At 63.9% G+C, this 26,159-nt stretch carries 24 protein-coding genes; 5 read left to right on the top strand and 19 right to left on the bottom strand.

Features of this window, described 5'->3' with window-relative positions; all coding sequences use genetic code 11:
- Nucleotides 1-125 precede the first annotated feature (125 nt).
- Nucleotides 126-1,196 carry a recombinase RecA gene (gene recA, locus IB235_RS03695; protein WP_155038242.1) on the bottom strand — a complete coding sequence of 357 codons (1,071 nt, stop codon included), beginning with the start codon at nucleotides 1,194-1,196 and terminating at the stop codon, nucleotides 126-128.
- Between the two features lie 243 nt (nucleotides 1,197-1,439).
- Here recA and IB235_RS03700 point away from each other — a divergent pair, with 243 nt between their 5' ends.
- Nucleotides 1,440-2,024: a sulfotransferase family 2 domain-containing protein gene (locus tag IB235_RS03700; RefSeq protein ID WP_155038243.1), complete on the top strand. Its 585-nt coding sequence runs from the start codon at nucleotides 1,440-1,442 to the stop codon at nucleotides 2,022-2,024.
- Here IB235_RS03700 and IB235_RS03705 read toward each other — a convergent pair.
- The 4 genes from IB235_RS03705 to guaB form a co-directional block, all read right to left on the bottom strand.
- On the bottom strand, nucleotides 2,009-4,045 hold the full coding sequence (locus IB235_RS03705) for an ATP-binding protein (protein WP_225612030.1): 2,037 nt from the start codon (nucleotides 4,043-4,045) through the stop codon (nucleotides 2,009-2,011). The genes IB235_RS03700 and IB235_RS03705 overlap by 16 nt on opposite strands.
- A gap of 52 nt (nucleotides 4,046-4,097) precedes the next feature.
- On the bottom strand, nucleotides 4,098-5,246 hold the full coding sequence (locus IB235_RS03710) for an RsmB/NOP family class I SAM-dependent RNA methyltransferase (RefSeq protein WP_192335624.1): 1,149 nt from the start codon (nucleotides 5,244-5,246) through the stop codon (nucleotides 4,098-4,100).
- A gap of 54 nt (nucleotides 5,247-5,300) precedes the next feature.
- Nucleotides 5,301-6,107 (bottom strand): hypothetical protein, encoded by an 807-nt coding sequence (locus IB235_RS03715; RefSeq protein ID WP_192335626.1) that lies wholly within the window; start codon nucleotides 6,105-6,107, stop codon nucleotides 5,301-5,303.
- Nucleotides 6,108-6,202: 95 nt separating this feature from the next.
- Nucleotides 6,203-7,651 carry an IMP dehydrogenase gene (gene guaB / locus IB235_RS03720; protein WP_155038248.1) on the bottom strand — a complete coding sequence of 483 codons (1,449 nt, stop codon included), beginning with the start codon at nucleotides 7,649-7,651 and terminating at the stop codon, nucleotides 6,203-6,205.
- Between the two features lie 261 nt (nucleotides 7,652-7,912).
- On the opposite strand from guaB, the gene IB235_RS03725 reads away from it, so the two are divergent.
- Nucleotides 7,913-9,043: an OmpP1/FadL family transporter gene (locus IB235_RS03725; RefSeq protein ID WP_155038249.1), complete on the top strand. Its 1,131-nt coding sequence runs from the start codon at nucleotides 7,913-7,915 to the stop codon at nucleotides 9,041-9,043.
- Between the two features lie 108 nt (nucleotides 9,044-9,151).
- Here the strand turns inward: IB235_RS03725 and murD are convergent, their stop codons facing one another.
- The 9 genes from murD to IB235_RS03770 all read right to left on the bottom strand — a co-directional run bounded on the left by murD (nucleotide 9,152) and on the right by IB235_RS03770 (nucleotide 20,097).
- Nucleotides 9,152-10,552, bottom strand: coding sequence for a UDP-N-acetylmuramoyl-L-alanine--D-glutamate ligase (gene murD, locus IB235_RS03730; protein WP_192335628.1), 1,401 nt, complete (start codon nucleotides 10,550-10,552; stop codon nucleotides 9,152-9,154).
- Between the two features lie 89 nt (nucleotides 10,553-10,641).
- Nucleotides 10,642-11,724, bottom strand: a complete 1,083-nt coding sequence (gene mraY, locus IB235_RS03735) for a phospho-N-acetylmuramoyl-pentapeptide-transferase (RefSeq protein ID WP_155038251.1) — start codon at nucleotides 11,722-11,724, stop codon at nucleotides 10,642-10,644.
- Nucleotides 11,724-13,109 carry a UDP-N-acetylmuramoyl-tripeptide--D-alanyl-D-alanine ligase gene (gene murF, locus IB235_RS03740; RefSeq protein ID WP_192335630.1) on the bottom strand — a complete coding sequence of 462 codons (1,386 nt, stop codon included), beginning with the start codon at nucleotides 13,107-13,109 and terminating at the stop codon, nucleotides 11,724-11,726. Before murF ends, mraY begins: the two co-directional genes overlap by 1 nt.
- The gene (locus IB235_RS03745) at nucleotides 13,106-14,575 is read right to left on the bottom strand and encodes a UDP-N-acetylmuramoyl-L-alanyl-D-glutamate--2,6-diaminopimelate ligase (RefSeq protein ID WP_192335916.1); all 1,470 of its coding nucleotides are present in this window, start codon (nucleotides 14,573-14,575) and stop codon (nucleotides 13,106-13,108) included. The genes murF and IB235_RS03745 overlap by 4 nt, the downstream gene beginning before the upstream one ends.
- 29 nt (nucleotides 14,576-14,604) lie before the next feature.
- Nucleotides 14,605-16,410 carry a penicillin-binding protein 2 gene (locus tag IB235_RS03750; RefSeq protein ID WP_192335632.1) on the bottom strand — a complete coding sequence of 602 codons (1,806 nt, stop codon included), beginning with the start codon at nucleotides 16,408-16,410 and terminating at the stop codon, nucleotides 14,605-14,607.
- Nucleotides 16,407-16,808, bottom strand: coding sequence for a cell division protein FtsL (locus IB235_RS03755; protein WP_192335634.1), 402 nt, complete (start codon nucleotides 16,806-16,808; stop codon nucleotides 16,407-16,409). Before IB235_RS03755 ends, IB235_RS03750 begins: the two co-directional genes overlap by 4 nt.
- Nucleotides 16,808-17,782: a 16S rRNA (cytosine(1402)-N(4))-methyltransferase RsmH gene (gene rsmH / locus IB235_RS03760; protein WP_192335636.1), complete on the bottom strand. Its 975-nt coding sequence runs from the start codon at nucleotides 17,780-17,782 to the stop codon at nucleotides 16,808-16,810. The genes IB235_RS03755 and rsmH overlap by 1 nt, the downstream gene beginning before the upstream one ends.
- Before the next feature lies 1 nt (nucleotide 17,783).
- Complete coding sequence (gene mraZ / locus IB235_RS03765) at nucleotides 17,784-18,293, bottom strand: division/cell wall cluster transcriptional repressor MraZ (RefSeq protein ID WP_192335638.1); 510 nt, start codon at nucleotides 18,291-18,293, stop codon at nucleotides 17,784-17,786.
- 688 nt (nucleotides 18,294-18,981) lie between these two features.
- Nucleotides 18,982-20,097, bottom strand: a complete 1,116-nt coding sequence (locus tag IB235_RS03770; RefSeq protein ID WP_155038257.1) for an Mrp/NBP35 family ATP-binding protein — start codon at nucleotides 20,095-20,097, stop codon at nucleotides 18,982-18,984.
- 320 nt (nucleotides 20,098-20,417) lie between these two features.
- Between IB235_RS03770 and IB235_RS03775 the strand changes: the two genes are divergently transcribed.
- Both IB235_RS03775 and rlmJ read left to right on the top strand, forming a co-directional pair.
- Nucleotides 20,418-20,645 carry a DUF1127 domain-containing protein gene (locus tag IB235_RS03775; RefSeq protein ID WP_155038258.1) on the top strand — a complete coding sequence of 76 codons (228 nt, stop codon included), beginning with the start codon at nucleotides 20,418-20,420 and terminating at the stop codon, nucleotides 20,643-20,645.
- 545 nt (nucleotides 20,646-21,190) lie between these two features.
- The gene (gene rlmJ, locus IB235_RS03780) at nucleotides 21,191-21,961 is read left to right on the top strand and encodes a 23S rRNA (adenine(2030)-N(6))-methyltransferase RlmJ (RefSeq protein ID WP_192335640.1); all 771 of its coding nucleotides are present in this window, start codon (nucleotides 21,191-21,193) and stop codon (nucleotides 21,959-21,961) included.
- Here rlmJ and IB235_RS03785 read toward each other — a convergent pair.
- The 4 genes from IB235_RS03785 to gatC are packed head-to-tail and all read right to left on the bottom strand — an operon-like array spanning nucleotide 21,952 to nucleotide 24,929.
- A complete protein-coding gene (locus IB235_RS03785) occupies nucleotides 21,952-22,578 on the bottom strand; it encodes an N-acetylmuramoyl-L-alanine amidase (RefSeq protein WP_192335643.1) in 627 nt (208 codons plus the stop codon). The two genes, rlmJ and IB235_RS03785, sit on opposite strands and share 10 nt — an antisense overlap.
- Nucleotides 22,575-23,135, bottom strand: coding sequence for a hypothetical protein (locus IB235_RS03790; RefSeq protein ID WP_155038261.1), 561 nt, complete (start codon nucleotides 23,133-23,135; stop codon nucleotides 22,575-22,577). The genes IB235_RS03785 and IB235_RS03790 overlap by 4 nt, the downstream gene beginning before the upstream one ends.
- Nucleotides 23,136-23,160: 25 nt before the next feature.
- The gene (gene gatA / locus IB235_RS03795; protein WP_192335645.1) at nucleotides 23,161-24,645 is read right to left on the bottom strand and encodes an Asp-tRNA(Asn)/Glu-tRNA(Gln) amidotransferase subunit GatA; all 1,485 of its coding nucleotides are present in this window, start codon (nucleotides 24,643-24,645) and stop codon (nucleotides 23,161-23,163) included.
- Nucleotides 24,642-24,929 (bottom strand): Asp-tRNA(Asn)/Glu-tRNA(Gln) amidotransferase subunit GatC, encoded by a 288-nt coding sequence (gatC, locus tag IB235_RS03800; protein ID WP_155038263.1) that lies wholly within the window; start codon nucleotides 24,927-24,929, stop codon nucleotides 24,642-24,644. The genes gatA and gatC overlap by 4 nt, the downstream gene beginning before the upstream one ends.
- Before the next feature lie 140 nt (nucleotides 24,930-25,069).
- On the opposite strand from gatC, the gene IB235_RS03805 reads away from it, so the two are divergent.
- Nucleotides 25,070-25,762 (top strand): metal-dependent hydrolase, encoded by a 693-nt coding sequence (locus tag IB235_RS03805; protein WP_192335647.1) that lies wholly within the window; start codon nucleotides 25,070-25,072, stop codon nucleotides 25,760-25,762.
- Between the two features lie 163 nt (nucleotides 25,763-25,925).
- Here the strand turns inward: IB235_RS03805 and IB235_RS03810 are convergent, their stop codons facing one another.
- Complete coding sequence (locus IB235_RS03810) at nucleotides 25,926-26,090, bottom strand: hypothetical protein (RefSeq protein WP_155038265.1); 165 nt, start codon at nucleotides 26,088-26,090, stop codon at nucleotides 25,926-25,928.
- Nucleotides 26,091-26,159: the final 69 nt, after the last annotated feature.

Here is a 26,159-nt window from a genome sequence, read left to right on the forward strand (position 1 = left end):
CAATCTTCCCGGATGAGCAGAGTCCGCAAATAACCGAGGGGCGCGCGGGCGTAAAGCCGGAACGCTTAGGCGGGCGGCAAAGGAAAACGCGCCCCGTCGGGGCGCGCACGGCGATGGGCGGTGGATCAGTCCTCGGTCACGGCATCGTCGCCGTCATCGGTGGCTCCGAAATCCAGACCGTGGCTGGCGCGGATCTTGTCCTCGATCGCATAGGCAATTTCGGGATTGTCGCGCAGGAACTGCTTGGCATTCTCACGGCCCTGACCGATGCGCTCGTCGCCATAGGAATACCAGCTGCCGGATTTTTCGACCACGCCGGCCTTGATCCCAAGGTCGATCAGCTCACCAACCTTGGAAATCCCCTCGCCGAACATGATGTCGAATTCGACCTGACGGAAGGGCGGGGCCACCTTGTTCTTGACGACCTTGACCTTGGTCGAGTTGCCGACCACCTCGTCGCGATCCTTGATCGAGCCGGTGCGGCGGATATCCAGACGGACCGAGGCATAGAATTTCAGCGCATTGCCGCCGGTGGTGGTTTCGGGATTGCCGAACATCACACCGATCTTCATGCGGATCTGGTTGATGAAGATCACCATGCAGTTGCTGCGGCCGATGCTGCCGGTCAGCTTGCGCATCGCCTGGCTCATCAGGCGGGCCTGACTGCCCATCTGCATGTCGCCCATGTCGCCTTCGATTTCGGATTTCGGCGTCAGTGCCGCGACCGAGTCGACCACGACCAGGCTGACCGCGCCTGATCGAACCAGCGTATCGACAATCTCCAGCGCCTGCTCGCCAGTATCGGGTTGGCTGATCAGCAGCTCATCCAGATTGACGCCCAGTTTCTTGGCATATTGCGGATCCAGCGCATGCTCTGCGTCGACAAAGGCGCAGACGCCGCCCTTTTTCTGCTCTTCCGCCACGACATGCAGCGTCAGCGTGGTCTTGCCCGAGCTTTCCGGGCCAAAGATTTCGATGATACGGCCCTTGGGCAGGCCACCAATCCCCAGCGCGATATCCAGACCCAGCGAACCGGTCGATGTCGCCTCGATCTCGGCCACCGGATTATCACCGCCGAGCTTCATGATCGAACCCTTGCCGAACTGCCGCTCGATCTGGGCCAGCGCGCTGTCCAGAGCCTTCTGCTTATCTGCCGATCGCTTGTCGTTCATGTCGAAAAGTGAAGCCCCTGCCATGCTGTCCCCATGTTTATTTCACACCCCGCCCGCCGGGGTCAATCAGCGCCCGCCCGCGATTTGTTCACGGGATGTTCTAATCTGAGCAGTTTCTTTCAAAATTGCAAGAACAGCTTCGGGATATGCAGGTCAGCCTCTTGCGCGTGTCGTTGCAGCATCGCAGCGAAAGGTTAAGAAACAGTTTACAGCCCCCGGCCCGACCGCTATCCCCGTCAGGCTCGATACCACCGGGAGGCAGCCAGAATGTTGATCTTTTGGGAAAAGCGGCTGGTCTTTCTGGCGACTCCCAAGGCCGGTTCCACTGCGATCGAGGCCGCGCTGGAATCACTGGCCAATGTTGCCGTGCAGCGCCCCTCGCCGTTGAAGCACACCGATCTGCGGGCCTATCGCCAATATATCGAACCCTGGCTGCGTCATGAGACGGGCGAGAGCTTCACCACCGTCGCCCTCATGCGCGAGCCGATCAGCTGGCTGCAAAGCTGGTATCGCTTCTTGCTGCGCGACGATATCGACGACCCCGACCATGCCATGATCGGCGTCAGCTTTGCCGAGTTCGCGCGCGCCTATGCCAACCCGTCTCATGAATTTCATCGCCGGATCGGAGGGCAGGCAGGCTTTCTGACCCATCAGAGCGACCGTGCCGACCGCATCTTCCGTTACGAAGACATGGAATCGTTTACCCATTTCCTTGAAGACAATCTCGACTGCGCGATCAGCCTTCCTCGCGTGAACGTTCCGCCCGAGGTCGATGTGTCCCTGAATGAGGACGAGCAGGCGCGGCTACGCGAGGTCATGAGCCGCGACATTGCGCTTTACGATTCGCTCTGAGCGGACAACAGCACCGGCGCCCGTTGAAGTTGCTGGCTGACCAGCGAGGTCAGCTCGGTCAGCGAAAATGGTTTGGCCAGGAAGGCCGAGTTTGGCACCGGCACATGGCCTTCGCCAAAGGCATCCTCGGCATAGCCTGACATAAAGACGACACGCGTCTGTGGCCGGTCACGAAGGGCCGTCCGCACCCATGCCGGGCCGTCCATGCCGGGCATGACCACATCCGTCACGAAGACATCCACCGACAGGCGGTGATCGGTCAGCAAGGACAACGCCTCTTCGGCTGATGCGGCCTCGATCACCTTCAACCCCTGCAATTTCAGCGCTCGACTGGCAAAGGCGCGCACAGGGGCCTCATCCTCCACCAGAAGGACGGTGGCGTCGGGCTCATGCCGTGGAGCCGGGACATGGATGGCTTCCTGCGCGACTTCGCTTTCGACCGGGCGGTCATGCGCCGGGAAATACAACGCGAACGTGCTGCCATGCCCCAATTGGCTATCGCAGAAAATATAGCCTCCGGTCTGTTTGACGATGCCATATGCAGTGGACAATCCCAGCCCGGTCCCCTCGCCCAGACGCTTGGTGGTGTAGAAGGGCTCAAATATCTTGCCGAGATCGTCGTCGCTGATCCCACAACCCTGATCACGGACCTGCACCCGAACATATTCGCCAGCAGGAAGGCGCGCCTTGCCGATCTGCATTGCCCCATCGATCTGCAGGTTGTCAGTGGTGATCGAGATATCGCCGCCGTTCGGCATTGCATCACGGGCATTCACCACAAGATTCATGATGACCTGTTCCAACTGCCTGCGATCCGCGCGGATCATTCGCAGGGTCGGATCATGCTCAAAGGTCAGATAGATCCGTTCGCCTACCAACCGGTTCAGCAGATGTGTCAGGTCAGCCAGCGTGTCGCGCAGATCCATGATCTGCGGTTTCAATGTCTGCTTGCGCGAAAAGGCCAGCAACTGACGCACCAGTGCGGCGGCGCGATTGGCGTTCTGGCTGATCTGGTCCAGATCCGAATAATCGGGATCCGACTTGTCGCGACGCAGCATCAGCAGATCGCAATGCCCAGTAATGGCCGTCAGCAAATTATTGAAGTCATGCGCGATTCCGCCTGCAAGCTGACCGATCGCCTGCATCTTCTGACTTTGCACGAATTGCGCCTCGAGCGTCTTCATCGCGCTGGCATCCGAAAGCACGGCAATGACCTGATCGGCACCGTCGCGAGTCAATCCAACCTGAACAAAGCGGTCGCCGCCCGCAGCTTTCAGGTGCAGTACCTCCGAGCCGCCGGACATCCGACCTGCAGAAATATCGGCAACCCAGTCGCAGATCTCACGCCCCAGACCGTCAAGATGCGCTGCGATAGATTGGCCGGGCATAGCGTCACCCAGCAGGTCGCGAGCGGCCTCGTTCAGCCGAATTATGCGTGCGTCGCCTTGCAGAATAACGATGGCCACCGGAAGTCGGTCGAAGTCGCTGCTGACGGACTTGTTCGACTCGGGTTCAGGCGCAACATGCTTGGGCACAGCCTGCCAAAGCTGCAGCGCCCCCAGCCCCCGAACCAGATGCGAGCCAAGGCCCAAAAGTGAGGCCTGATAATCGCCCGACCTCGTCAGAATCAGCCGGATATCCTGCCAGGCCCTATCGGGCTCGGCATGCCCCAGCGCCAGATCATCTTGTATCCGCCCCCCGGTCAGCACGCCGTCGCGCGCGATCGAGGCCGCGTTCTGCGCAAGAATTGCACCGCCTTCCCCCACCAGAAATGCCGGATCGGCAATAGCCGCCAGCGTCCGGCGGGCAAGAAACAGCTTGCGCCGCTGCGAGACGATGGACGCAGCACGGCGCGCCCAATGCTCTCCTACCAGCAGGGCCAAGGCGATACCGGCGCTGATCACCCCGGCCGCAATACCAGCCTGCGGCACACCCTGTGTCATCAGATACCCCGCACCAAGCAGCACCGACACCAAGCCCAGCAACAGTGCAAGTTTCGCAAAGGGTATATCCGCCGTCATCACATCACCCGTTTTCTCAGGTGGTGATAGCATCCCGCCGATTAATCGGAGGTTAATTCCGCCTTAGGATCGCAAGGAAAAACCCGTCCGAGGCATCGAGCGGCGTGAATAGCCTGTGACTGACCAGACAAAAATCCGAGCGGTTCAGAAAGCCATTGATCTGGCGCATATTTTCCGCATCAAGGACCGAGCAGGTCATATAGGCCAGATGGCCGCCCGGCGCGACCAGGTGCGATGCCTCATCAAGGATGCGGGCCTGCAGCTCGGTCAGGCCGTCCAACCCTTTGGGGTCCAGCCGCCATTTCGCATCGGGCGTGCGCCGCCAGGTGCCACTGCCCGAACAGGGCACATCGGTCACGACCAGATCGAAAGAACCACGCAACTGACCGGGACGGGCCAGACGAACTTTCGCCCCAGCCCGTTCGGCGCGGCGCGGCAGGTCGGACATCCGGGCAGGATTGGCATCATGCGCCGTCACCTCGACCCCGACTTGCGCGGCGATAGCCAGCGACTTGCCACCCCCACCGGCGCAATAATCCAGCACCTTGCGCGCCTGCGGCAGTGCCGCACAGGCCAGTTGCGGCGACAGGTCCTGCAACTCGACCAGACCCTCCAGATAGGCGCGAGAGGCCGACAGCCGCCTGCCGCCTTGCGTGACCAGCAATGCGGTCGGCAGATCAGGCGAGGCCTCGGCGGCAATCCCATCCTGTGCCAGCGCTTCGATCGCCTGCTGCGGCGTCGCGCGCAGGGCGTTTGCCCGCAGCCAGACCGGCGCGCGATCACGCATGGCGGCAGCGATCGCTGCGGCGTCATTGCCCAGCGTTTCCCGCCACAAGGGGATGACCCAATCCGGCAGATCAAACGCATCGGCTTCCGATGGCGCGCGCGCCTGTGCCAGTTCCGCATCGTCCAGCGCTGCCGGAGCATGCCCGATGCCCGAGAAGATCGACTCGGGATCGGCGCCATCTTCACGACACATGCCAAGGATCAGACCGCGTCCGGTCAGCGCCCCACCCAGCGCCGCCCGAGAGCGTCGCCGCCGCAAACTGTCAAACACCAGATCGCGGATTGCGGCACGGTCGCCCGAACCGGCGAACCGACTGGCACGCGACCAGCGCAGCAGGGCAGCCTCGGCCGGGTCACCGGCAAGGATCTGGTCAAGGATGGTAATCGCGGCCTGTGCGCGCGCGGCAGGGGTCATGGCAATAACAATTCCTGGGAGGTTGCGCCCAAAAAGGCACTTGGCCCCGCATTGTCAATCCCGAAGCGCCGGATCTTCGGCGGGCGGGCCCTGCGCGAATAGCGGCCCGCCGGCCCGAGCGGCAATCAGCGGACCACGCGCCGCAACCAGCGTCGCCCCCCTGCCCTGACCGATGGCTGCCAGGGAACCCGGCTGTCCGGTTACCCCCGTGCCCAGCGGCGCCCCCAGCAACATCAGCCTTTGCCGCACCGCCTTGCGCTGACCCGAGGCGATCGACGCAAACTGGTTATAGGTCTCGGGCGAACCGCTCATGCCGGAAAAACCGCGCGCGTTCAGCATCTGATGCAGGGTATCGAACCGCGCCAGATAGCGGTCGGCATGTTGAGCTGTGCGGGAATGAAAGGCCCCGGCGGCCCGCCGCCAGTCACCGGTTTCGGCGAACAGCCCGGCAACGAAGCGCGCCGCATAGCGGGCATTTTCCAGCGGATCGAACATCTGCTCGACCGAGGCGAAATTCTGGCCGTGCCAGCGATAGTTCAGCTGGAAACACCCGATATCCAGATTGGTGCGCCCCTGTGCCAGCCGGTCATGGGCAAAGGCGATCGCGGATTCGGGGTCGTCAAACCATGTCCCCTCCCCCTCGGAATTCGCGCTCCACGCCCAGGGGCGGACGGCGCCGTCCATCCTGCGCCCGGTTTCGGTCAGGGTCAGCGCGCCAAGGATGTCCGAGGGAACGCCGGTTTCGCTGGCCGCCTGCATCGCCGCCCATTCGCAGACCTCGGCAGCAGGCAGCGCCTGCGCCCGCCCCGCAATCAGGGCAAGCGCCAGACATAGCACAAGAAACCGGATGATCGCCGCCATGCCCACCGCCCGAAATACCAAGGGCAGTCTAGGCGCGACAGCTTAAGATTCCGTTTCCGCAATGAAAAAGGGCGGCCAAAGCCGCCCCTTCAAACTCAGCCCAGACGGTAGTTCGGGCTTTCGCGGGTGATCTGCACGTCATGGACGTGGCTTTCCTTCAGCCCCGCCCCGGTGATGCGCACGAATTCGCAGCCGCCGCGCATCTCGGCGACGGTGGCGTTGCCGGTATAGCCCATCGCGGCGCGCAGACCACCGACCAGCTGGTGGATGACCGCTGCGGCCGAACCCTTGTAGGGAACCTGACCCTCGATCCCCTCGGGGACCAGCTTGTCCGAGGCCGCGTCCTTCTGGAAGTAGCGGTCGGCCGAGCCGCGCGCCATGGCACCCAGCGAGCCCATGCCGCGATAGGATTTGAACGAGCGGCCCTGATACAGGATCACCTCACCGGGGCTTTCATCGGTCCCGGCAATGGCCGAGCCGACCATGGCACAGCTTGCGCCCGCCGCGATCGCCTTGGCGAAATCGCCCGAGAACTTGATGCCGCCATCGGCAATGACCGGAATGTCACCCGCACCCGAAACCGCATCCATGATCGCGGTCAGCTGCGGCACGCCCACGCCCGCGACGATGCGGGTGGTGCAGATCGAGCCCGGCCCGATGCCGACCTTGATCGCGTCAGCGCCAGCCTCGATCAGCGCGCGTGCTGCGGCAGCAGTGGCGACGTTTCCGGCGACGACCTGAACCTGATTGGAATGGGCCTTGATGCGGCTGACGGCGCGGGCGACGCCCTCGGAATGGCCGTGCGCGGTGTCGATCACCACCATGTCCACCCCGGCATCGACCAGCGCGAGGCTGCGCTCATAGCCTTCCTCACCGACGGTCGACGCCGCGGCGACACGCAGACGACCCAGATCGTCCTTGCAGGCCAAGGGGTTCAGCACCGACTGCTCGGTATCCTTCAGGGTCAGCAGCCCGGTAAGCTTGCCTTCACCATTGGTGATCAGCAGCTTCTCGATCCGACGTTCCTTCATCAGGTTGATCGCCTGAGCGCGGTCGGCGGGCTCGTGCAGGATGGCAAGGTTGTCGCCGGTCATGATCGCGCCGACCGGGGTGCGGTCGTCGCTGGCAAAGCGCATGTCGCGGTTGGTGATGATGCCGACCACACGACCGGTTTCATCCACGACCGGGAAGCCGGTGACGTTGTAGCGTTCCTGCAGAGCTTTCGCATCGGCAATGGTTTGATTGGGCGTCAGGGTGATCGGGTTATAGACAATACCCGATTCGAAGCGTTTGACGCGGCGGACCTCGTCGGCCTGCTGTTCGGCAGTCAGGTTGCGGTGGATCACGCCGATCCCGCCCGCCTGGGCCATGGCAATCGCCATGCGGCTTTCGGTGACCGTATCCATCGCGCTGGAGAGCAGCGGAATATTCATCCGGATCTGCTTGGTGACAAAAGTCGTCACATCCGCCGTCGAGGGCATCACCGAGGAAGCCGCAGGTACGAGAAGAACATCGTCGAAGGTCAGAGCCTCACGAATCTGCATGGGAGCATCCTATCAGGGGTTCGTTTGGCAGTTTCCCATTTCATGGGCCGCGAGGAATGTCCAGCCTCAGAACGAATCTGGCGGTCAGTTTGCCGCATCGGCGGCCCTCCAAAGGCTGTTGTATGTGCGCCGCAGTCACACTCTTAGGATGTGAATGGGGGGTGCGACGTCGCGTCAACTGCCCGATAAGATTGACGTGAACGGAAAGCTTGCGAAATGCTCGATTGAGGCCCCCGCACGGGCCACGCATGGGAGGAAGACATGAAAAACACGATGACCGGGCTGGGCCTGTTGCTGATCAGCACGGCCCCGGCACTGGCAGGGGGAATCGAGCGCGCACCGCAGTCGCTGGCCGTTCTGTTCGAAAATGGGAATTATGCCGAACTGAGCTTTGGTGGCGTCAACCCGACCGTTCAGGGCCATGACATTCTGGGCTTCAAGACCGGAGACGTGGCGCAGGGCTATGGCTTCTATGGCCTCGCCTACAAGCACCAGTTCACCGAAAACCTGTCGGGCGCCTTCATCATGGAGCAGCCCTTCGGTTCGGACCTGCGCTACCCGCTGGCGACCGATGGCGGCTCGCCGGTCCTGGGCGGCACGCGGGTCGAGGTGAACTCGACCACCTATACCGCCGTGCTGCGCTACAAGTTCCAGAACAATTTCTCGGTCCATGGCGGTATCCGCGCCTCGCATGCCGATGGCGGCGTGACGCTGGACGGCGCAGGCTATCAGTCGACTGCGGGCTACAACCTGGACATCGACGGCGCATGGGGCATGGGCTGGGTCGCAGGCGTTGCCTATGAGATCCCGGAATATGCCGCGCGGGTCTCGCTGACCTATAACTCGCAGATCGACCACGACTTCGACCAGAGCGAAAGCGGCGGCCCGCTGCCGGTAACCATGGATGGTACGTACGAGGTCACCACGCCGCGCAGCTGGACCCTGGAAGGTCAGACCGGCGTGGCTGCGGACACGCTGCTGTTCGGCTCTATCCGCTGGGTGAAATGGTCGGAATTCAAGGTCGACAACTTCCTGTTCCCGATCGTGACCCCGCTTGGGGAAATCCCGCTTGTCGAGCTGGAAGACACCACCACCTACACCATCGGCGTGGGCCGCAAGTTCAACGAGAACTGGTCGGGTTCGGTCGCCTTCATCTATGAGCCAAGCGTGGGCGGGCTGATCTCGCCGCTGGCACCCTATGACGGGCGCAAGGGCATCCAGGTTGCCGCGATCTATACGATCGACAACATCAAGATCTCGACCGGGATCAACTATTCCAAGCTTGGTGATGCGGATCTGGGCGTCGGCTATTCCGGCAACAAGACCGAAGTCGGCAAGACCGATGACAACGAGCTTTGGGGTGCGGGTATCCGCGTCGGCTATTCGTTCTGATCCCTGCCCGAACATGAAAAAGAAGGCCCCGGTTCGCGCCGGGGCCTTTTCATATTCATCGCTGCGCCCGACCGCGATGCCGTGGCGGGTATTTGAGAAACGGTGAAATCAGGGCTTCAGCGCCTGCACCAGCGCGGTGAAATGCTCTCCGCGTTTTTCGAAATTGGGGTACTGGTCGAAGCTGGCGGCGGCGGGGGCGAGCAGCACGGTTTCACCCGGCTGGGCCTCGGCGCGCGCGCGGGCGACGGCCTGATCCATGGTTTCCGCGATTTCGTAAGGGGTCTGGCCGATCTGCAAGGCGAAATCGCGGGCGGAATGGCCGATCAGATAGGCCTTGACCACCTGACCCAGATGCGGCGCCAGTGCCTCGATCCCGCCGTCCTTGCCCATGCCGCCAGCGATCCAGCGGATGTTCTGGAAGGCGGTCAGCGCCTTGGCCGCGGCATCGACATTGGTCGCCTTGCTGTCATTGACCCAGCGGACACCGTCGATTTCGGCGATGGTCTGGCTGCGATGCGGAAGGCCGGTGAAGCTGTGGAAGGCGCGCTCGATCTCGCGCGGGGCAATGCCCACGGCGCGGATCGCGGCATAGGCAGCAGCGGCGTTCTGGTGGTTGTGCTCGCCCGGAAGGCCGGTGACCTCGCGCAGATCCAATGATGCGACCTGACGGCCCTTGCGGTATTCCGACAGGAAGCCCTTGCGGGCAAAAACCGACCAGCCGAAGCGTTCAAGCTTTTGTCCCGAGGAGATGCGGATGACGCGGTCGTCAGCCGGCCCCATGGCCAGTTGGTCGGCAAGGTAGCGCCCCTCGACCTCATCGACGCCGATCACGGCGCGGTCGGGGCCACCTTCGGCAAACAGGCGACGCTTGGCCGCGAAATAACCACCGGGGCCACCGTGGCGGTCCAGATGGTCGGGTGAGAGATTGGTGAATACCGCGATGTCCGGGGTCAGCGCGCGGGCAAGGTCGGTCTGGTAGCTGGACAGTTCGAGCACCACCACCTCGCCATCGATGGCCGGTTCCAGCGACAGGACACCGGTCCCGATATTGCCGCCGATCTGGGTCGGGCGACCGGCTTCTTTCAGGATATGGTGGATCAGCGCGGTGGTGGTCGACTTGCCGTTCGAGCCGGTGATGGCGATGACGCGGGGGGCCGTGTCGAACTGGTCCCAGTCGCGGGTCGCAAAGCTGCGGAAGAACAGGCCGATATCATTGTCCACCGGCACGCCAAGCTCATAGGCCTTGGCGATGACCGGGTGGGGTTTCGGGTAAAGATGCGGGATTCCGGGGCTGGTGATCAGGGCAGCGACGCCATCCCAGTTCGCGTCGCGGGTCAGGTCGAGGACGGTCATGCCATCGGCTTCGGCCTGAGCGCGGGTATCGGCGCCATCGTCCCAGACGACGACTGTGGCTCCGCCCTCGGCAAGGGCTGCGGCGGTGGCGCGGCCGGAGCGGCCAAGGCCGAGCACGGCGATGGTCTGGTTTTCGACGCCTTGGACGGGAATCATTCTTCACCTCAGGGACGGTGCGCTGAAGCGCACCCTACGGGACATTCGCAGCATCGTAGGGTGCGCTTCAGCGCACCGCAACGGCGGGCTTAGCGTAGCTTCAGCGTCGCCAGCCCGATCAGCGCAAGGATCAGCGCGATGATCCAGAAGCGGATCACGATCTGGGCCTCGCCCCAGCCTTTCTTCTCGAAGTGGTGGTGGATGGGGGCCATCAGGAAGACCCGCTTTCCGGTGCGCTTGAAATACAGAACCTGAATGATCACCGACAGCGCCTCGACCACGAACAGCCCGCCGACGATGGCCAGCACGATCTCGTGCTTGGTCACCACAGCGATGGCGCCAAGCGCACCGCCCAAAGCCAGCGAGCCGGTGTCCCCCATGAACACCGCAGCCGGGGGCGCGTTGTACCACAGGAAGCCCAAGCCCCCGCCGATCAGCGCCGCGACAAAGACCGCCAACTCACCCGTGCCCGGCACGAAATGCACGCCCAAGTAATTCGCGAAGTTCGCGTTGCCGACCATATAGGCGATGATGGCAAAGCTGGCCGCCGCAATCATCACCGGCATGATCGCCAGCCCGTCCAGACCGTCGGTCAGGTTCACCGCATTGGCCGCGCCCAGAATCACCAGAACGCAGAACGGCACATACAGGATCGACAGGTTCAGCAGCGCGTCCTTCATGAAGGGCAGCGCCAGCTGGCCGCTTAGCGCCGGCGGATGCAGATAGGCCGCAGCCACTGCAGCGCCCGCCGAGATGCACAGCCCGATCAACAGCCGCACCCGGCCCGACAGCCCGGCATGGTGCTGCTTGGTGACCTTGGCATAGTCATCGGCAAAGCCGATCGCCGCGAAGCCCAGCGTCACCAGCAGCACGATCCAGACATAGCCATTGTCCAGCCGCGCCCAAAGCAGCGTGCCGACGGCCAGCGCCGCCAGAATCAGCAACCCGCCCATGGTCGGGGTCCCGGCCTTGGAGAAGTGGTTCTGCGGGCCATCGTCGCGGATCGGCTGGCCCTTTTTCTGCTTGCGACGCAAGAGGTCGATCAGAGGTCGGCCGAAGAAAAATCCAAAGATCAGCGCCGTGAAGAAAGCGCCGCCCGCCCTGAAGGTGATATACCTGAAAAGGTTAAAAAAATCACCGCCGTCAGAGAGGGACGCAAGCCAGTAAAGCATTACTTGTTCCTTTCGCCAGGCGGCGTGCTTTGCCGCGTCCGCCGCAGGGCGTCAACCACTGTCGAGACTTTCGAGGATTTCGAGCCCTTGACCAGCACGATATCGCCGAGGCCTGCCAGCTCTCCGACCCGCGCGGCCAGCTCTGCTGCGGTCTCGGCATGGATGCCGCGGCGCGCCTCGGGCAGCGCGTCGTGCAGGGCACGCATGCGCGGCCCGGCGGTATGAACCACATCAACCGAGGCCATGGCCGGGTCATCCGCCATGCCGCGATGCATGGCGATCTCATCGGGGCCAAGCTCCAGCATGTCGCCAAGAATCGCCACGCGGCGCCCCCCGGTCAGCCGGGCCAGCGTTGCCAGTCCGGCCGAAAGCGAGGTCGGGTTGGAGTTATAGGCGTCGTCGATCAGGCGCAGACCGTCCAGATCCTCGACCGCGCCGCGACCCAGCGGCGGCCGCCAGTCGGACAGCGCCTTGGCAGCGACCGCGACATCGGCCCCTGCGGCCCCCAGTGCCGCCAGCACACCGACCGCGTTCATCACGAAATGCGTGCCGGCGCTGGCCAGGGTGAAATCGATCGTCTCGCCCAGCACCCGCGCCCGGACCTGCGTCACGCCGTCGACCGTCTCGGCCTTGATCGGGCGGGCCATGCCCTGCTGGCCAAAGCCGATGACGATGGCCCCCGAATCGTCGGCACAATCGCGCAGGATCTGGGTCACGGGCAGATCCTCGGGCACAATGGCCGTACCGGGTTGCAGTAGCCCCCGGAAGATTGCGCCCTTTTCGTGGGCGATGCCCTCGATCGCGCCGAAAGCCTCAAGATGGGCGGCGGCGACGGTGGTGATCATGGCGACATGCGGGCGGGCCAGACGGGCCAAAGGCTCGATCTCGCCGGGATGGTTCATGCCGATCTCGATAATGGCGAAATCGGTGTCGACAGGCATCCGCGCCAGCGTCAGCGGCACACCCCAATGGTTGTTGTAGCTGGCCTCGGCGGCGTGGATGCGCCCCTGCCCGGCCAGCGCGATGCGGGCCATTTCCTTGGTCGAAGTCTTGCCCACCGAACCGGTGATGGCGATGACCTTGCCCTGCATGCGCGCGCGACCGGCGCGGCCAAGCGCCTCAAGCGCCTCCAGCACATCGGGCACGACCAGCAGGGCCGCGTCATCCGCGATGCCTTCGGGGATGCGGCTGACCAAAGCCGCGCCCGCGCCCTTTTCCAGCGCCTGCGCCACAAAATCATGCCCATCCCGCGCAGCGGCCAGCGCCACGAACAGATCACCGGGCTGGATGGTCCGGGTGTCGATGGAAACGCCGGTGATCACGAAATCACGGGTGGCGCGGCCCCCGGTTGCGGCAACCGCGTCCTGCGAAGTCCAAAGCGTCATATCTTGCCATCCAGCGCCGCCACGGCAACCGAGGCCTGCTCTGCGTCATCAAAGGGATAAATGTCATTGCCGATGATCTGGCCGGTCTCGTGGCCCTTGCCCGCGATCAACAGCGCGTCGCCGGGTTGCAGGGCATCGACACCGCGCAGGATCGCCTCGGCCCGGTCGCCGACCTCGATGGCCTCGGGGCCTGCACCGGCCATGACCTCGGCGCGGATCGCGGCCGGGTCTTCGCTGCGCGGGTTGTCGTCGGTGACAAAGACCAGATCGGCGAATTCGCGCGCCGCCTCGCCCATCAGCGGGCGTTTCAGACGATCACGGTCGCCACCCGCACCAAAGACCACGATGATGCGGCCCATCACATGCGGACGCAGGGATTGCAGTGCCGAGGCCAATGCCCCCGGCTTGTGGCTGTAATCGACAAACACCGCCGCGCCATTGTCGCGCATCGCGGCCAGTTCCATCCGGCCACGCACCGTGGTCAGTTGCGGCAGCGTGTCAAAGACCCGCGACGGATCATCGCCCGCCGCGATCACCAGACCAGCGGCGGCCAGCACGTTTTCGGCCTGAAAACCGCCGATCAGCGACAGGCGGATCAGATGCGCCTGTCCCTGCCAGCTGAAACGCAGATCCTGCCCGGTCGCGTCATAGCGCTGACCAAGAATGCGCAGATCCGCCGCGCCGTCGCGTCCGACAGTGGTCAGGGCCAGCCCGCGATCCCGCGCGATCTGGGCCATCTGGCGTCCGCGCGGATCGTCGATATTGATGACCGCGCCTGCGCCTTCATCCAGAATATGGTTGAAAAGCAGAGCCTTGGCGGAGAAGTAGTCGTCGAAGTCCTTGTGGTAATCCAGATGGTCCTGGCTGAAATTGGTGAAGCCACCGGCCTTTAGCCTGACCCCGTCCAGACGCCGCTGATCCAGCCCGTGGGAACTTGCCTCCATCGCGGCATGGGTGACCCCCGCCGCTGCGGCCTCGGCCAGAACGCGGTGAAGGGTCAGGGGATCGGGCGTCGTATGCGCCAGTTTCGACTGATAGTCGCCCTGCACCCCCATCGTGCCAAGGCTGATCGCCTTATGCCCCAGTTCTTGCCAGATCTGCCGGGTGAAGGTGGCGACCGAGGTCTTGCCCGAGGTGCCGGTGATTCCGACCATGGTTTCCGGCTGAGCCGCGAACCACAGGGCCGCAGCCCCTGCCAGCGCCGCGCGCGGGTCTTCGGCCACGACCAGCGCGGCGTCGGATGCAGCCAGCTCGGCCGCGGCAATGTCCGCGCCCTGACGGTCGGTCAGGATCGCGCCTGCCCCCTGTCGCAGCGCATATTGGATGAACTCGCCCCCGTGACGTGCCGATCCCGGCAGGGCCGCGAACAGATGTCCGGGCCTTGTCTCGCGTGAATCGACGCTGATTCCCGTCACATCGGGGTCGCGCCCCTTGTCCCCTCGTAGCCCCAGAAGGGACAGTCGCATGGCCCGGTCAGTCACGGAAACCTCGTTTCTCAGTTCGAGACGAGCTTTATCCCATCCGCCAGCGGGCGTTCAACCACGGGAAGCGGGGTCTCGGTGATCGGGCGCAGGCCCAGAAGCGGCGCGAGGCGACGAACCATCTCTCCGGCGACGGGGGCCGAGGTCGCGCCGGCGGTGCGGCTTTCGCCGCCCGCACCGGTCGAAGTCGGCTCATCCAGTGACACCACCAGCACATATTCCGGGTTGCTGGCCGGGAAGACCGAGGCAAAGGTCGAGACCACCTTGTTCTTGTAATAGCCACCCGTGGGGCGCGGCTTGTCGGCGGTACCGGTCTTGCCGGCAACCTCGTAGCCCTCGACATTGGCGCTGCGACCGCTGCCCCGGACGACGACCTGACGCAGCAATTGCACGGCGGTCTGCGCGGCCTGCGGCGACAGGACCTGCTCGCCCTCCTTACGGCTCCGCTCATGCACCAAGGTCGGCGAGACGCGCTTGCCGCCATTGGCGATGGTGGCATAGGCGGTGGCCAGATGCAGCGGGCTGGCGGCCAGACCGTGGCCAAAGGACACGGTGGCCGAGGTAACGGCAGGCCAACGCTTGGGCACCAGCGGCTTGCCGGTCGGGGCCTCGCTCATTTCGACCGGGGTCGGCTCAAAGAAGCCCAGACGCTCAAGGAAATCGCGCTGACGTTCGGCGCCCAGCAGTTGCGCAACCCGCACCGTCCCCACGTTCGAGGATTTCACGATGATATCGGTCACCGACAGCGTGCCGTAATTGTGATTGCGGAATTCGTTGATCAGATACTTACCGATCCGCATCGGAGCATTGGCGTTGATCATCGTGTTGGCGTTGACCAGCTTGAGGTCCAGCGCCTGCGCCACCGGGAAAATCTTGAAGGTCGAGCCAAGCTCATACTGGCCCTGCACCGCGCGATTGAACAGCGGGCTGTCCGACGGGTCGCCGGTAAGCAGCGGACGCGGACGGTCATTCGGATCGAAATCCGGCAGGCTGGCCATGGCGACGATCTCGCCGGTCTTGACCTCCATCAGGATGCCGGTGGCACCCTTGGCCTGCATGACCTTCATGCCGTTCGACAGCATCTCCTCCATCGCGGCCTGAACGGTCAGGTCCACCGACAGGCTAAGCGGCGCGCCGTCATTGGCCGGATCGCGCAGCCAGCGATCAAAGGCCTTCTCGACGCCGGCGACGCCGACCACCTCGGCGCTGGCCACGTCTTCCTTGCCAAAGGTCGAGCCGCCAAGGATGTGACTGGCGATGCGGCCATTGGGGTAAAGGCGCATTTCGCGCGGACCGAACAGCAGGCCCGGCTCGCCAATGTCATGGACGGCCTGCATCTGCTCGGGCGAGATCTTCTTCTTGATCCAAAGGAAGCTACGCTTGCCCGAAAAATCCTCTTTCAACCGCTCGGCATTCAGGTCGGGAAAGATCGCGGCCAGCTTTTCGGCGGCGGCATTGGGATCGACCATCTGCCGGGGATGGGCATAAAGCGAATGAGTCAGCAGGTTCGTCGCCAGCACGCGGCCATGACGGTCGGTGATGTCTGCCCGCTGCGAGATGATCTGCGCGCCCGTCGCCTGCGCGCGCGGCTCGCTGGGCTGGCTGGCGGCCATCGCACCCATGCGAATGCCCACGGTGGCGAAGGCCGCGACAAAGGCCATCGCCATGATGAACAGCCGGCCCTGCGCGCGGTTCCGCGCCCCGTCCTGAATGACCGCGTGACGCTGGGCGAGGTTCTCGGCCTCGATCGCGTCGGGATTCTCGCCGGTTTCGCGGGCGCGAAGGATGCGCGCCAGAGGTCGCAGGGGGGTGCGGATCATGGCGTCCTCTCCTGTGGTCTGATGGGCGGGAAGCCCGCGGGACGTTCGACGGGCACATTGTCCGGGCTGGTGAGCAGCCCCAGCGGATCAAGCGGCGCGGCCGCCGGTTTCGGTGTGGGAAAGCTGACCTGCACCACATCGACATACTGGCTGGAATCAAAGGGCATCAGCTTGAGCTTGTCGAAGTTCAGGTTGACCAGATCCTGCAGCCGGTCGGGCCGGTTCAGAAAGGCCCATTCAGCGCGCAGCACGCCCAGATCCTCGCGGAGCGTGGCGATCTCGCGCTGGACTGATCCCATTTCGGTCAGCGCGGCCTGCGTGCTGTAATTCTCGCGATAGGCCCAGAACGCCATTCCCATCACTGCCAAGGTTGTCAGCAGATACAGGACCGAGCGCATCAGACCCCCCTTTCACTCAGCCGGGGCAGGCCCAGCATCTGGGAATCGACCCGACCCGCGGGGGCCGTTGTCCTGATCCCGACCCGCAGCAGCGCCGAGCGCGAACGCGGGTTGGCGGCCAGTTCGGAGTCATCCGGGCCGATGGCACGGCGGAACGGCAGGGTAAAGGCCGCTTCGTCCTGCGCCACTTCCGGCGCATGACGGCTGCCACCCCCGGCGCTGTTCGAGCGCGTCTGCATGAAGCGCTTGACGATCCGGTCCTCAAGCGAATGGAAACTGACCACGGCCAGCTTGCCGCCGGGACGAAGCGCGCGTTCGGCAGCCGACAGGCCCGCGACCAACTGGCCGAATTCGTCATTCACCCAGATGCGGATCGCCTGAAAGGTCCGGGTCGAGGGATGGCTTTGGCCGGGCTTGGGCCGAGGCAGGCAGCCACCGACAATATCCGAAAGCTGCCCGGTGCGGCTCAGCGGGCGCGCGGCCACGATGGCCTTGGCGATCCGGCGCGAGGCGCGCTCTTCACCGTACAGATACAGCACATCGGCAATGACCTGCTCGGGCATGGTGTTCAGCAGATCGGCCGCCGTCGGCCCGTCGCCGCCCATCCGCATGTCCAGCGGCCCATCGCGCATGAACGAAAAGCCGCGCTCGGCCTGATCCAGCTGCATCGAGCTGACGCCCAGATCCAGCACGACGCCATCGACCTGCTCACCCGCCAGCGCGTCGAGGTCGGAAAACGTGCCCTCGACCAGCTTCAGGCGGTCGCCATATTCCCCGGCCCATTCCTGCGCCATGCTGAACACCGAAGGATCGCGGTCGATGCCGATGACCTTGTCCGCGCCCTGTGCCAGAAGCCCGCGCGCATAGCCGCCCGCGCCGAAAGTGCCATCGACCCAGGTGCCGGAAACAGGTGCCACTGCCCGCAGAAGCGGGCCAAGCAGAACCGAGATATGGGGATCATCCACGCTCGACATCCTAGGCCTCGGCCTTGGGTGCTGAGGACAGCAGGGAAAGCGGGTCGGCGCCCGGTTCGAAATTGGGGACGAGGTCTTCCAGGGCGCTCTCCTGCGCTTCGTAATTCGTGGGGCTCCAGACCTTGAGGCTGTCACCCGATGAGATGAAGAAGGCGCTGTCGCTCAGGCCGATCCTGTCGCGCAGCTTCTGCGGCAGCACAAGACGACCGTCATTATCGATCTCGGTTTCTTCCGCATGTCCGTAATAGATGTTTTCAAGCAGGTTGCGTTCGGCACTGCCGCGCGGAAGTTCCGAGATCTGCTGATCGATCTCTTCCATCGCCTGCATGGTGAAAAGCTGAAGATGTTTCCAGTCGCGGGTGCCGAACACGATGACCAGACGCGCCCGCTTGCCGGTGCCCCAGTCGTCGTCACAGGCTTCAAAGACCCGTCGGAATTTGGCCGGGATCGAAACGCGACCTTTCGCGTCGACCTTGACCTCCTCGGATCCTCTGAACCTGCTGCGCGCCACTGGCCCGCACTCCTTCCACTGTCCCGACCTTTCCGGTCTTCTGAAAATGGAAAGGGCGGATCGGGCTGCTGCCACTGCCCGATCCGCCGCCCTCGTTCCCATCTCTGGGCCCCGTAGTTTCGGGGATCGATCCTGTGTTTGCGCCACCTGGGGGAGGTGCTGCTCGCGCGCCACAGGGCCGTTTCGGAAGCGGGTTGCCTGTATGAAGCCTGCTTGTCGCCTTCGGGGTCTTGTTGCCCCTTGAAGCCCGTTTCCGTGATGAAAGGGATGACATGGGATTGCATGGGACGCAATGGGTTTGTTTGGCGCGAAACCCTGTCTTGGCGGGGTTCCGCCCGTCGAATCCGGGGGAACGAATTGTCACCTCAGATTCACAAATGGAAGGTTTGGAATTCTTGCGGGACCAGACCACTACATATGGTAGTTAAAAATAGCTGCGGCAAAAATCCCACATTTTCCCAGAAAGCGGATGAAACGGGCTGCCAAGCGCCGGGATAGCCGTTATCAGGGCCGGCTGCGCGCTTCGGGATTCGCGGTAAATTCCGGCAACTCACATTGGCTCACGCCACGGTGATTCGTGATTCCCGCCTCATTCCCGTGAATTCCCAGCCGATGATCCCGGATGTCGGGCATGACAAAGGGGCCGCGCCGGGCCCCTTGCCTTATTCTACCTATGGGCGAATCGGCCTCAGGCCATCCCGCCGCCAATCAGCCGCTGTGCCAGACGCGTGAAAGCGTCCGAGACCGGGCCGTCCGTCGCCGCGATCGGTGTGCCGCCATCGCCCGCCAGACGCACCTCAAGGTTCAGCGGAATCTCACCCAGGAAGGGCAGGCCCAGCTGCTGCGCCTCGGCGGCGACGCCGCCATGACCGAACAGATGCGCCTCATGGCCGCAATTCGGGCAGATATAGGTGGACATGTTCTCGACCAGACCCAGAACCGGCGTCTTCAGCTTGTTGAACATGTCGATGGCACGGCGGGCGTCGATCAGCGCCACGTCCTGAGGGGTCGAGACGATGATCGCGCCGCTGACCTGCGCCTTCTGGCACAGCGTCAGTTGCACATCGCCGGTGCCGGGCGGCAGGTCCACCAACAGCACGTCCAGCTCGCCCCAATTCACCTGACCCAGCATCTGCTGCAGCGCGCCCATCAGCATCGGGCCGCGCCAGACCACGGCCTCGCCTTCCTTCATCATCAGGCCCAGCGACATGACGGTGACGCCATGGGCATGCAGGGGCTGGATCATGTCGCCCTCGCTGGTCGGGCGCTGCCCGGTCAGACCCAGCATGCGCGGCTGCGAGGGACCGTAGATATCGGCATCCAGCAAGCCCACCCGACGGCCGGCGCGCGCCAGCGCCACCGCGAGGTTCGAGGTCAGGGTTGATTTACCAACGCCGCCCTTGCCCGAACCGATGGCAAGAATGCGGGCAACGCCGCTGACCGGCGCGGGTCCGGCCTGCGGGGTCGGGTGGCGACCGATCTTGAGGCTGGGCGGCGGCTCACCCTGACCAGAGCGCGCAACGACTTCGGCCCCGGCAGGGGGCGCGCGGCGCGGCCCGGCGGGGGCAGTCATGACGATCTGCACCTTTTCAACACCGGGAATCGCCCGCAGACGGCGTTCGGCCTCGGCCTCGACGGGCGCCATGGCACGGGCGGCATCGGCATCGGCGGCTTCGATGACGAATCGAACCGTGCCGTTTTCAATGGAAAGTGCGCGCACGAGGTCGGCCGAAACCAGATTCCCGCCCCCCGGAACCGCGATCTGTTGCAGTTCGGAAAGCACACGTTCTCGTGATATCGTCATTTCGACCCCCGGAATTCAAAGCGTCCGCAGCATGTCAATTTTGACTGCCCTCGGCAAGCACGGCCCGATTGGTCGTGATAACCCACTGAAACCTAGCGCAACTTGCGCCGGATTATCATGGTTTCGTTGATACTGAACCAATGACTTCAGAAAAAGTTAATAGTTATGAAGGATTTGCGACCCCGTTAATCGAAAGCCATTCCGTTTCTGCATAGCAGCATCACGCCCCCGTCTCTTGTGCATTTGCAGCAGAAAGAGCATGTTCGCCCTAATAGAACGACGGGCTTTTCCGAAGTTCACACGATGTAAGAGTGGTTGATATGGCTGTTATCGAACTTAACCAAGGCGCGGCTCGCAAAAACGAAGTTGCCGAAGGACGTTTCGGGAACCTTCTGGCCGATCTGCGCGATTACTTCTCTCGCCGGGCGCTGTTTCGCCAGACCGTGCGCGAGCTGAACGACCTGACTGGTCGCGAGCTTGCCGATCTGGGGATCAACCGCTCGATGATCCGCAGCGTGGCTTACGAAGCCGCCTGGGGGTCGAAATAAAAGAATAGAATACCCGACCCTCTCCTCCTCCCTTGGGTCCGGGTTCAGGCGGCATCCTCTCCTCCTCCTCCCTTGAGGATGTCGCCGCCCTAATACCGTGAAGCCCCTCCTCCTCCCTGGGCTTCGCAGTTCAGGTGGCACCCTCCTCCTCCTCCCTGAGGGTGCCACCGACCTTATACCGTAAGGCCCCTCCTCCTCCCTGGGCCTTGCAGTTCAGGCGACACCCTCCTCCTCCTCCCTGAGGGTGTCGCCGACCTTATACGGTGAAGCCCCTCCTCCTCCCTGGGCTTCGCGGTTCAGGCGGCACCCTCCTCCTCCTCCCTGAGGGTGCCGCCGAAAAACCACCGTTCGGGAAATTCGAATGCGACGGCCCCTCCTCCTCCCTGGGTCGTCTGCTCGCGGTCGATGGCTCCTCCTCCCTGCCATGGACCGCACCCCATACGCGGCCCCTCCTCCTCCCTGGGCCGGCGTTACGCGGCGGTGCCCCTCCTCCTCCCTGGGCACCGCCGCTTTTCATTTCTGCACAAGACGGATATTGCCGGGACATGTTGTCCTATCAGCACGCCTATCACGCCGGGAATCTGGCCGACCTGCACAAGCACGCGCTGCTTGCGTGGATGCTGGATTACCTGACCGCCAAGCCAAAAGCCCTGAGCTATATCGAAACCCATGCTGGGCGCGGTCTTTACGACCTGTCCGGCCCGGAATCGGAAAAGACCGGGGAGGCACGCGCTGGCATCACCCGGGCGCTGGCCGAAAACTGGTTGCCCCAGGATCACCCGCTGCAAGCCGCGCTGGAGCAGATCCGCCATATGCACGGGCCGAATGCCTATCCTGGCTCACCGCTGATCGCGCGCTACTTCCTGCGCCCCGAGGACAATGCCCATCTGGCCGAGCTGCACCCGGCCGAGCATGAGGCCCTGTCCCGCGTCGGCGGCTTTGCCTATCTGCACAAGCAGGACGGCTTCGCGATGGCGCAGGCGGTTTGCCCGCCGATGCCGCGTCGTGGGCTGCTGCTGATCGACCCCAGCTATGAGGTCAAGGCCGATTACGACGCGGTTCCCCGCCAGATCGGGCTGCTGCATCGCAAATGGAACGTCGGCGTCATCGCGCTGTGGTATCCGATCCTGACCGATGACCGGCAGGCCCCGATGGTTCGCGCCCTGATGAAGGACCACCCCCAGGCACTGCTCTCAGAGGTGCGTTTCCCGCCCGCGCGGCCCGGTCACGGCATGGTTGGCTCGGGCATGTTCGTGCTGAACCCGCCCTATGGCTTGCAGGACGAGGCCCGAAGGATCGCGGCACTTTACCGCTGAGCCGCCAGACCCGCAGCCAAGCTGCGGTCGGTGGCATCCTCAGGGCCATCGGCCCAGGGACGGAAGCGCAGGCGAAAGGCCGACAGCGCAACCGGGCTGTCGGGATAGCCGATGGTGGTCAGGCTGGCGGTTAGCGGCAGGTCCGGTCCCGGCGCTTTCGGCCAGTCGGCCAGCCCCTGCAGGGCCAACCTGCGCCAGTCGAAACGCGGACCGGGATCGATCTTGCGATCCGGGGCCATGTCGGAATGAGCGATGATCGCGGCGGCGGGAATATCCCAGCGCGCCATGATCAAAGGCAACAATGCTTCCAGCGCCGCCATCTGAGGTTCGGGAAAGGGCCGGTCGCCGGGATTGACCAGCTCAATCCCGATGGAACGCGAGTTCACATCCTCACGCCCCCGCCAGCTTCCAGCCCCGGCATGCCAAGCCCGGCGATCCTCGGGGACCAAGGCCTCGGTCGCGCCGTCCTCATGGATCAGCCAATGGGCGCTGACCTCGGCTTCCGGGTCGCATAGACGCGCCCGGGCCGATGGCCCATCCGCCATGCCGGTATAGTGCAGGACGACCAGTTCCGGGCGCTGCCCGCGCCGGTCGCCGTGATTGGGCGAAGGGCTCAAAGCCCGTTCGACTGCCTGACCGGGCGCGGGTCCCAGCCACAGACGAAGCCGTCCCCGTCCGGGTCCATGCCACGCGGGTCCAGAAGCGGCCCACCATTGGCGATGAAGCCGCGCTGCGCCGCATCGACCGAAGGATAGTTGCTGCACAGCCGCGCCGATTGCGCGACCGAACCGCCGGTCCGCTTGTAAAGCGACGTGCCGGGATTTTGCTGTTCCTGATGGGCGTATTTCACCAGAACCGGCGTGGTCCCGGCATAGGGACCAGTGGTGGTGACAGGCGCGCGGCTGCCCTCGACCAGAACGGCCTTGGCGGGCGTGGTCGAGGTGGGCGTTGCACCCAGATCCAGAACCGAAGGGGCGTTGGCTGGCAGTTGGACCGGGATCACCTGCGGAACAGGACCCTGCCCGACCAATGCGACCTCACGCTTCTGCAAATAGGCCGCATAGGGCGTCCCATTGCGGATCGCGCTGTAATTCGGATTCCAGCCGGTATTCTCGTTACAGCCCGCCACCGCCAGAACCGAGGCCAGCATGGTCAGGATCGCCAGTCGTTGCATCACGCACCCTCCAGTTCCGGGCTGCTTACCACCAGCGCGCCGGTTTTGATGCAAATCCTGCCGCAGTTTCCAGTGATTGCGCAAGGTTCAACAGCCCACCCTCGTCCCAAGGACGTCCGATCAGTTGCATTCCAAGCGGCAAACCCTGCTTGTCCAGACCCACGGGAACCGAAATCCCCGGCAGACCGGCAAGGTTCAGCGTGACGGTAAAGACGTCGTTCAGATACATCTCGACCGGATTGCTTTTATCCGCCGTGCCCAGACCAAAGGCCGCGCTGGGGGTGGTCGGCGCCAGAATCGCGTCGATCCCGGCGGCATAGGCCTGATCGAAATCGCGCTTGATCAGCGCGCGGACCCTGCGGGCACGGTTGTAATAGGCGTCGTAGAAGCCTGCCGACAGGACATAGGTCCCGACCATGACGCGGCGCTGGACCTCGGGGCCAAAGCCTTCGGCGCGGGTGCGCTCATACATCTCGACCACGCCATCGCCTGCGCCCAGCTTGGCGCGGCGGCCATAGCGCACGCCGTCATAGCGCGCGAGGTTCGAGGATGCCTCGGCCGGAGCGATGACGTAATAGGCGGGCAGCGCGTATTTCGCATGCGGCAGGCTGATATCGACCACCTCGGCCCCGGCATCGCGCAGCATTTCCGCGGTGCGCGACCACAGCCCGTCGATTTCGTCCGACAGGCCGTCGATGCGATATTCCTTCGGGATACCGATCTTTTTGCCGCGGATGTCGCCGGTCAGGGCGGATTCGTAATCCGGAACCGGACGGTCGGCGCTGGTCGAATCCTTGGCATCGACCGAGGCCATCGCGCCCAGCATGATCGCCGCATCGCGCACCGTCTTGGTGATCGGCCCGGCCTGGTCCAGCGACGAGGCATAGGCGATCACGCCCCAGCGGCTGACCCGGCCATAGGTCGGGCGCAGGCCCACCGTGCCGGTGAATGCCGCAGGCTGGCGGATCGAACCACCGGTATCGGTCGCGGTCGCGGCAAGGCACAGATCCGCCGCTACCGCCGCCGCCGAGCCGCCCGAGGAGCCACCTGCCGTCCGGTCCACGCCATCACCCAGTTTCCACGGGTTGACGGTCGGGCCGTAAACGCTGTTCTCGGTCGAGGAGCCCATGCCGAACTCATCCTGGTTCAGCTTGCCCAGCATGACCGCGCCCTGATCCCATAGGTTCTGGGTCACGGTCGATTCATATTGCGGGACGAAGCCTTCAAGGATGCGGCTGGCCGATTGGCTGGGCACGCCTTTCACGCAGAACAGATCCTTCACGCCAACCGGAATCCCGGTCATGGCCTTGGCATCGCCCGCCTTGATCCGCGCATCGGCGGCAGCAGCCATGTCACGCGCCATCTCGGGCGTGTTATGGACGAAGGCGTTCAGCGCCCCCGAGCCCTCGATCGCCGAAATGCAGGCCTCGGTCAGTTCGACCGCGGTGGTTTCGCCCTTGGCCAGCGCGTCGCGAGCCCCGGCAATGGTCAGTTTGTTCAGATCGCTCATTCCACCACCTTCGGCACGGCAAAGAAGCCTTCACGCGCATCGGGCGCGTTCTTCAGGACCAGATCCTGCTGTTCGCCGTCGGTGACGACATCCTCGCGCCGCTTCAGGCGCATCGGCTCGACGCCGGTCATGGGCTCGACACCCTCGACATCGACCTCGTTCAATTGTTCCATGAAATGCAGGATGCCATTCAGCTCCTGCGCCAAGGCCGGCAGGTCCGCATCAGCAACCGCGATGCGCGCCAGATGCGCGACCTTGCGGGCTTCGTCCTCTGTGATCGACATGGGGGCTCCTTTTCGCTTGGGCGTGGGTTTACCCCCCGCGCCGGGTCGGGGCAAGCGCCGGGAGGCCCTGCCCCGCATGGAACTTTACGACGGCGGCACCGCTTGGCAGGATGCCACGGCGAAGGAAAGGAACCCTCCCCATGAAACTGACCTGGCTTGGCCATTCCGGCTTCCGGCTTGAGATCGAGAACGCCGTGATCCTGATCGACCCCTGGCTGTCCGGCAATCCGGTCTTTCCCGCCGAGAGCCGCGATCAGGCCATTGCGGGTGCCACCCATATCCTGCTGACCCACGGACATGGCGACCATACCGGTGACACGCTGACCATCGCGCGCGAGCTGAAAATCCCGGTTGTCGGCATCTATGACCTGATCAGCACCTGGGAAACCCATCAGGGCATCCAGGGGGTCGGCTTCAACAAGGGCGGCACGGTCGATCTGGGCGGGGCCAAGGTCACCATGGTGAATGCCAGCCACTCCTCATCGCTCGAAGGCAATGAGGGCCCGATCTATGCCGGTCACGAATCCGGCTACATGATCGCGGGCGAGGGCCATGTGATCTATGTCTCGGGCGATACCGACATCATGGCCGATATGGGCTGGATGGGCGAATATCACCAGCCCGATATCGGCATCCTGTCAGCGGGCGGTCATTTCACCATGGACATGAAGCGCGCCGCATGGGCGGCACGGAAATACTTCAACTTCAAGACCGTGATCCCCTGCCATTACAAGACCTTCCCGCTGCTGGAGCAGTCAGCCGATGCCTTGAAGGCGGGCCTACCCGGTGTCGAGGTGATCGAGCCCGTGGTGATGGCACCGATCGAGTTCTGACCGCCGCGCCTGCGGAAAGCTCGGCATGGGTATTTGAAAAACGGTGAATATCAATCCAACCGCGTGACACTCACCGTTTCACGAATACCCGGCAGGGCAGCACGGGGAAATGACAAAAGCGCGGCCGAAAAGCCGCGCCATCATCATCAACCATTCGTCGCAATCAGGCGGCGAGGCGTTCTTCTGCAGCCTCATAGGGCAGCGGTTCAAAGCTGAAATAGCCATACATCTGTTCAAGGACGGCCATGGCTTCGGTCGCAGCCGGGGCGGCGGCACGGTTCAGCACGGCGATCTTGGCGGCGTCTTTCAGGGTCTCGGGGGTCGTCATCTGGCAGCTCCGGGATCGAACGAATCCAATCCTCCCTGCCCGGTCAGATAGCGTCGCGCCGCACCGAAA

It is taken from the genome of Paracoccus sp. PAR01 (assembly GCF_014851995.1).
In the GTDB taxonomy this organism is placed as follows: domain Bacteria; phylum Pseudomonadota; class Alphaproteobacteria; order Rhodobacterales; family Rhodobacteraceae; genus Paracoccus; species Paracoccus litorisediminis.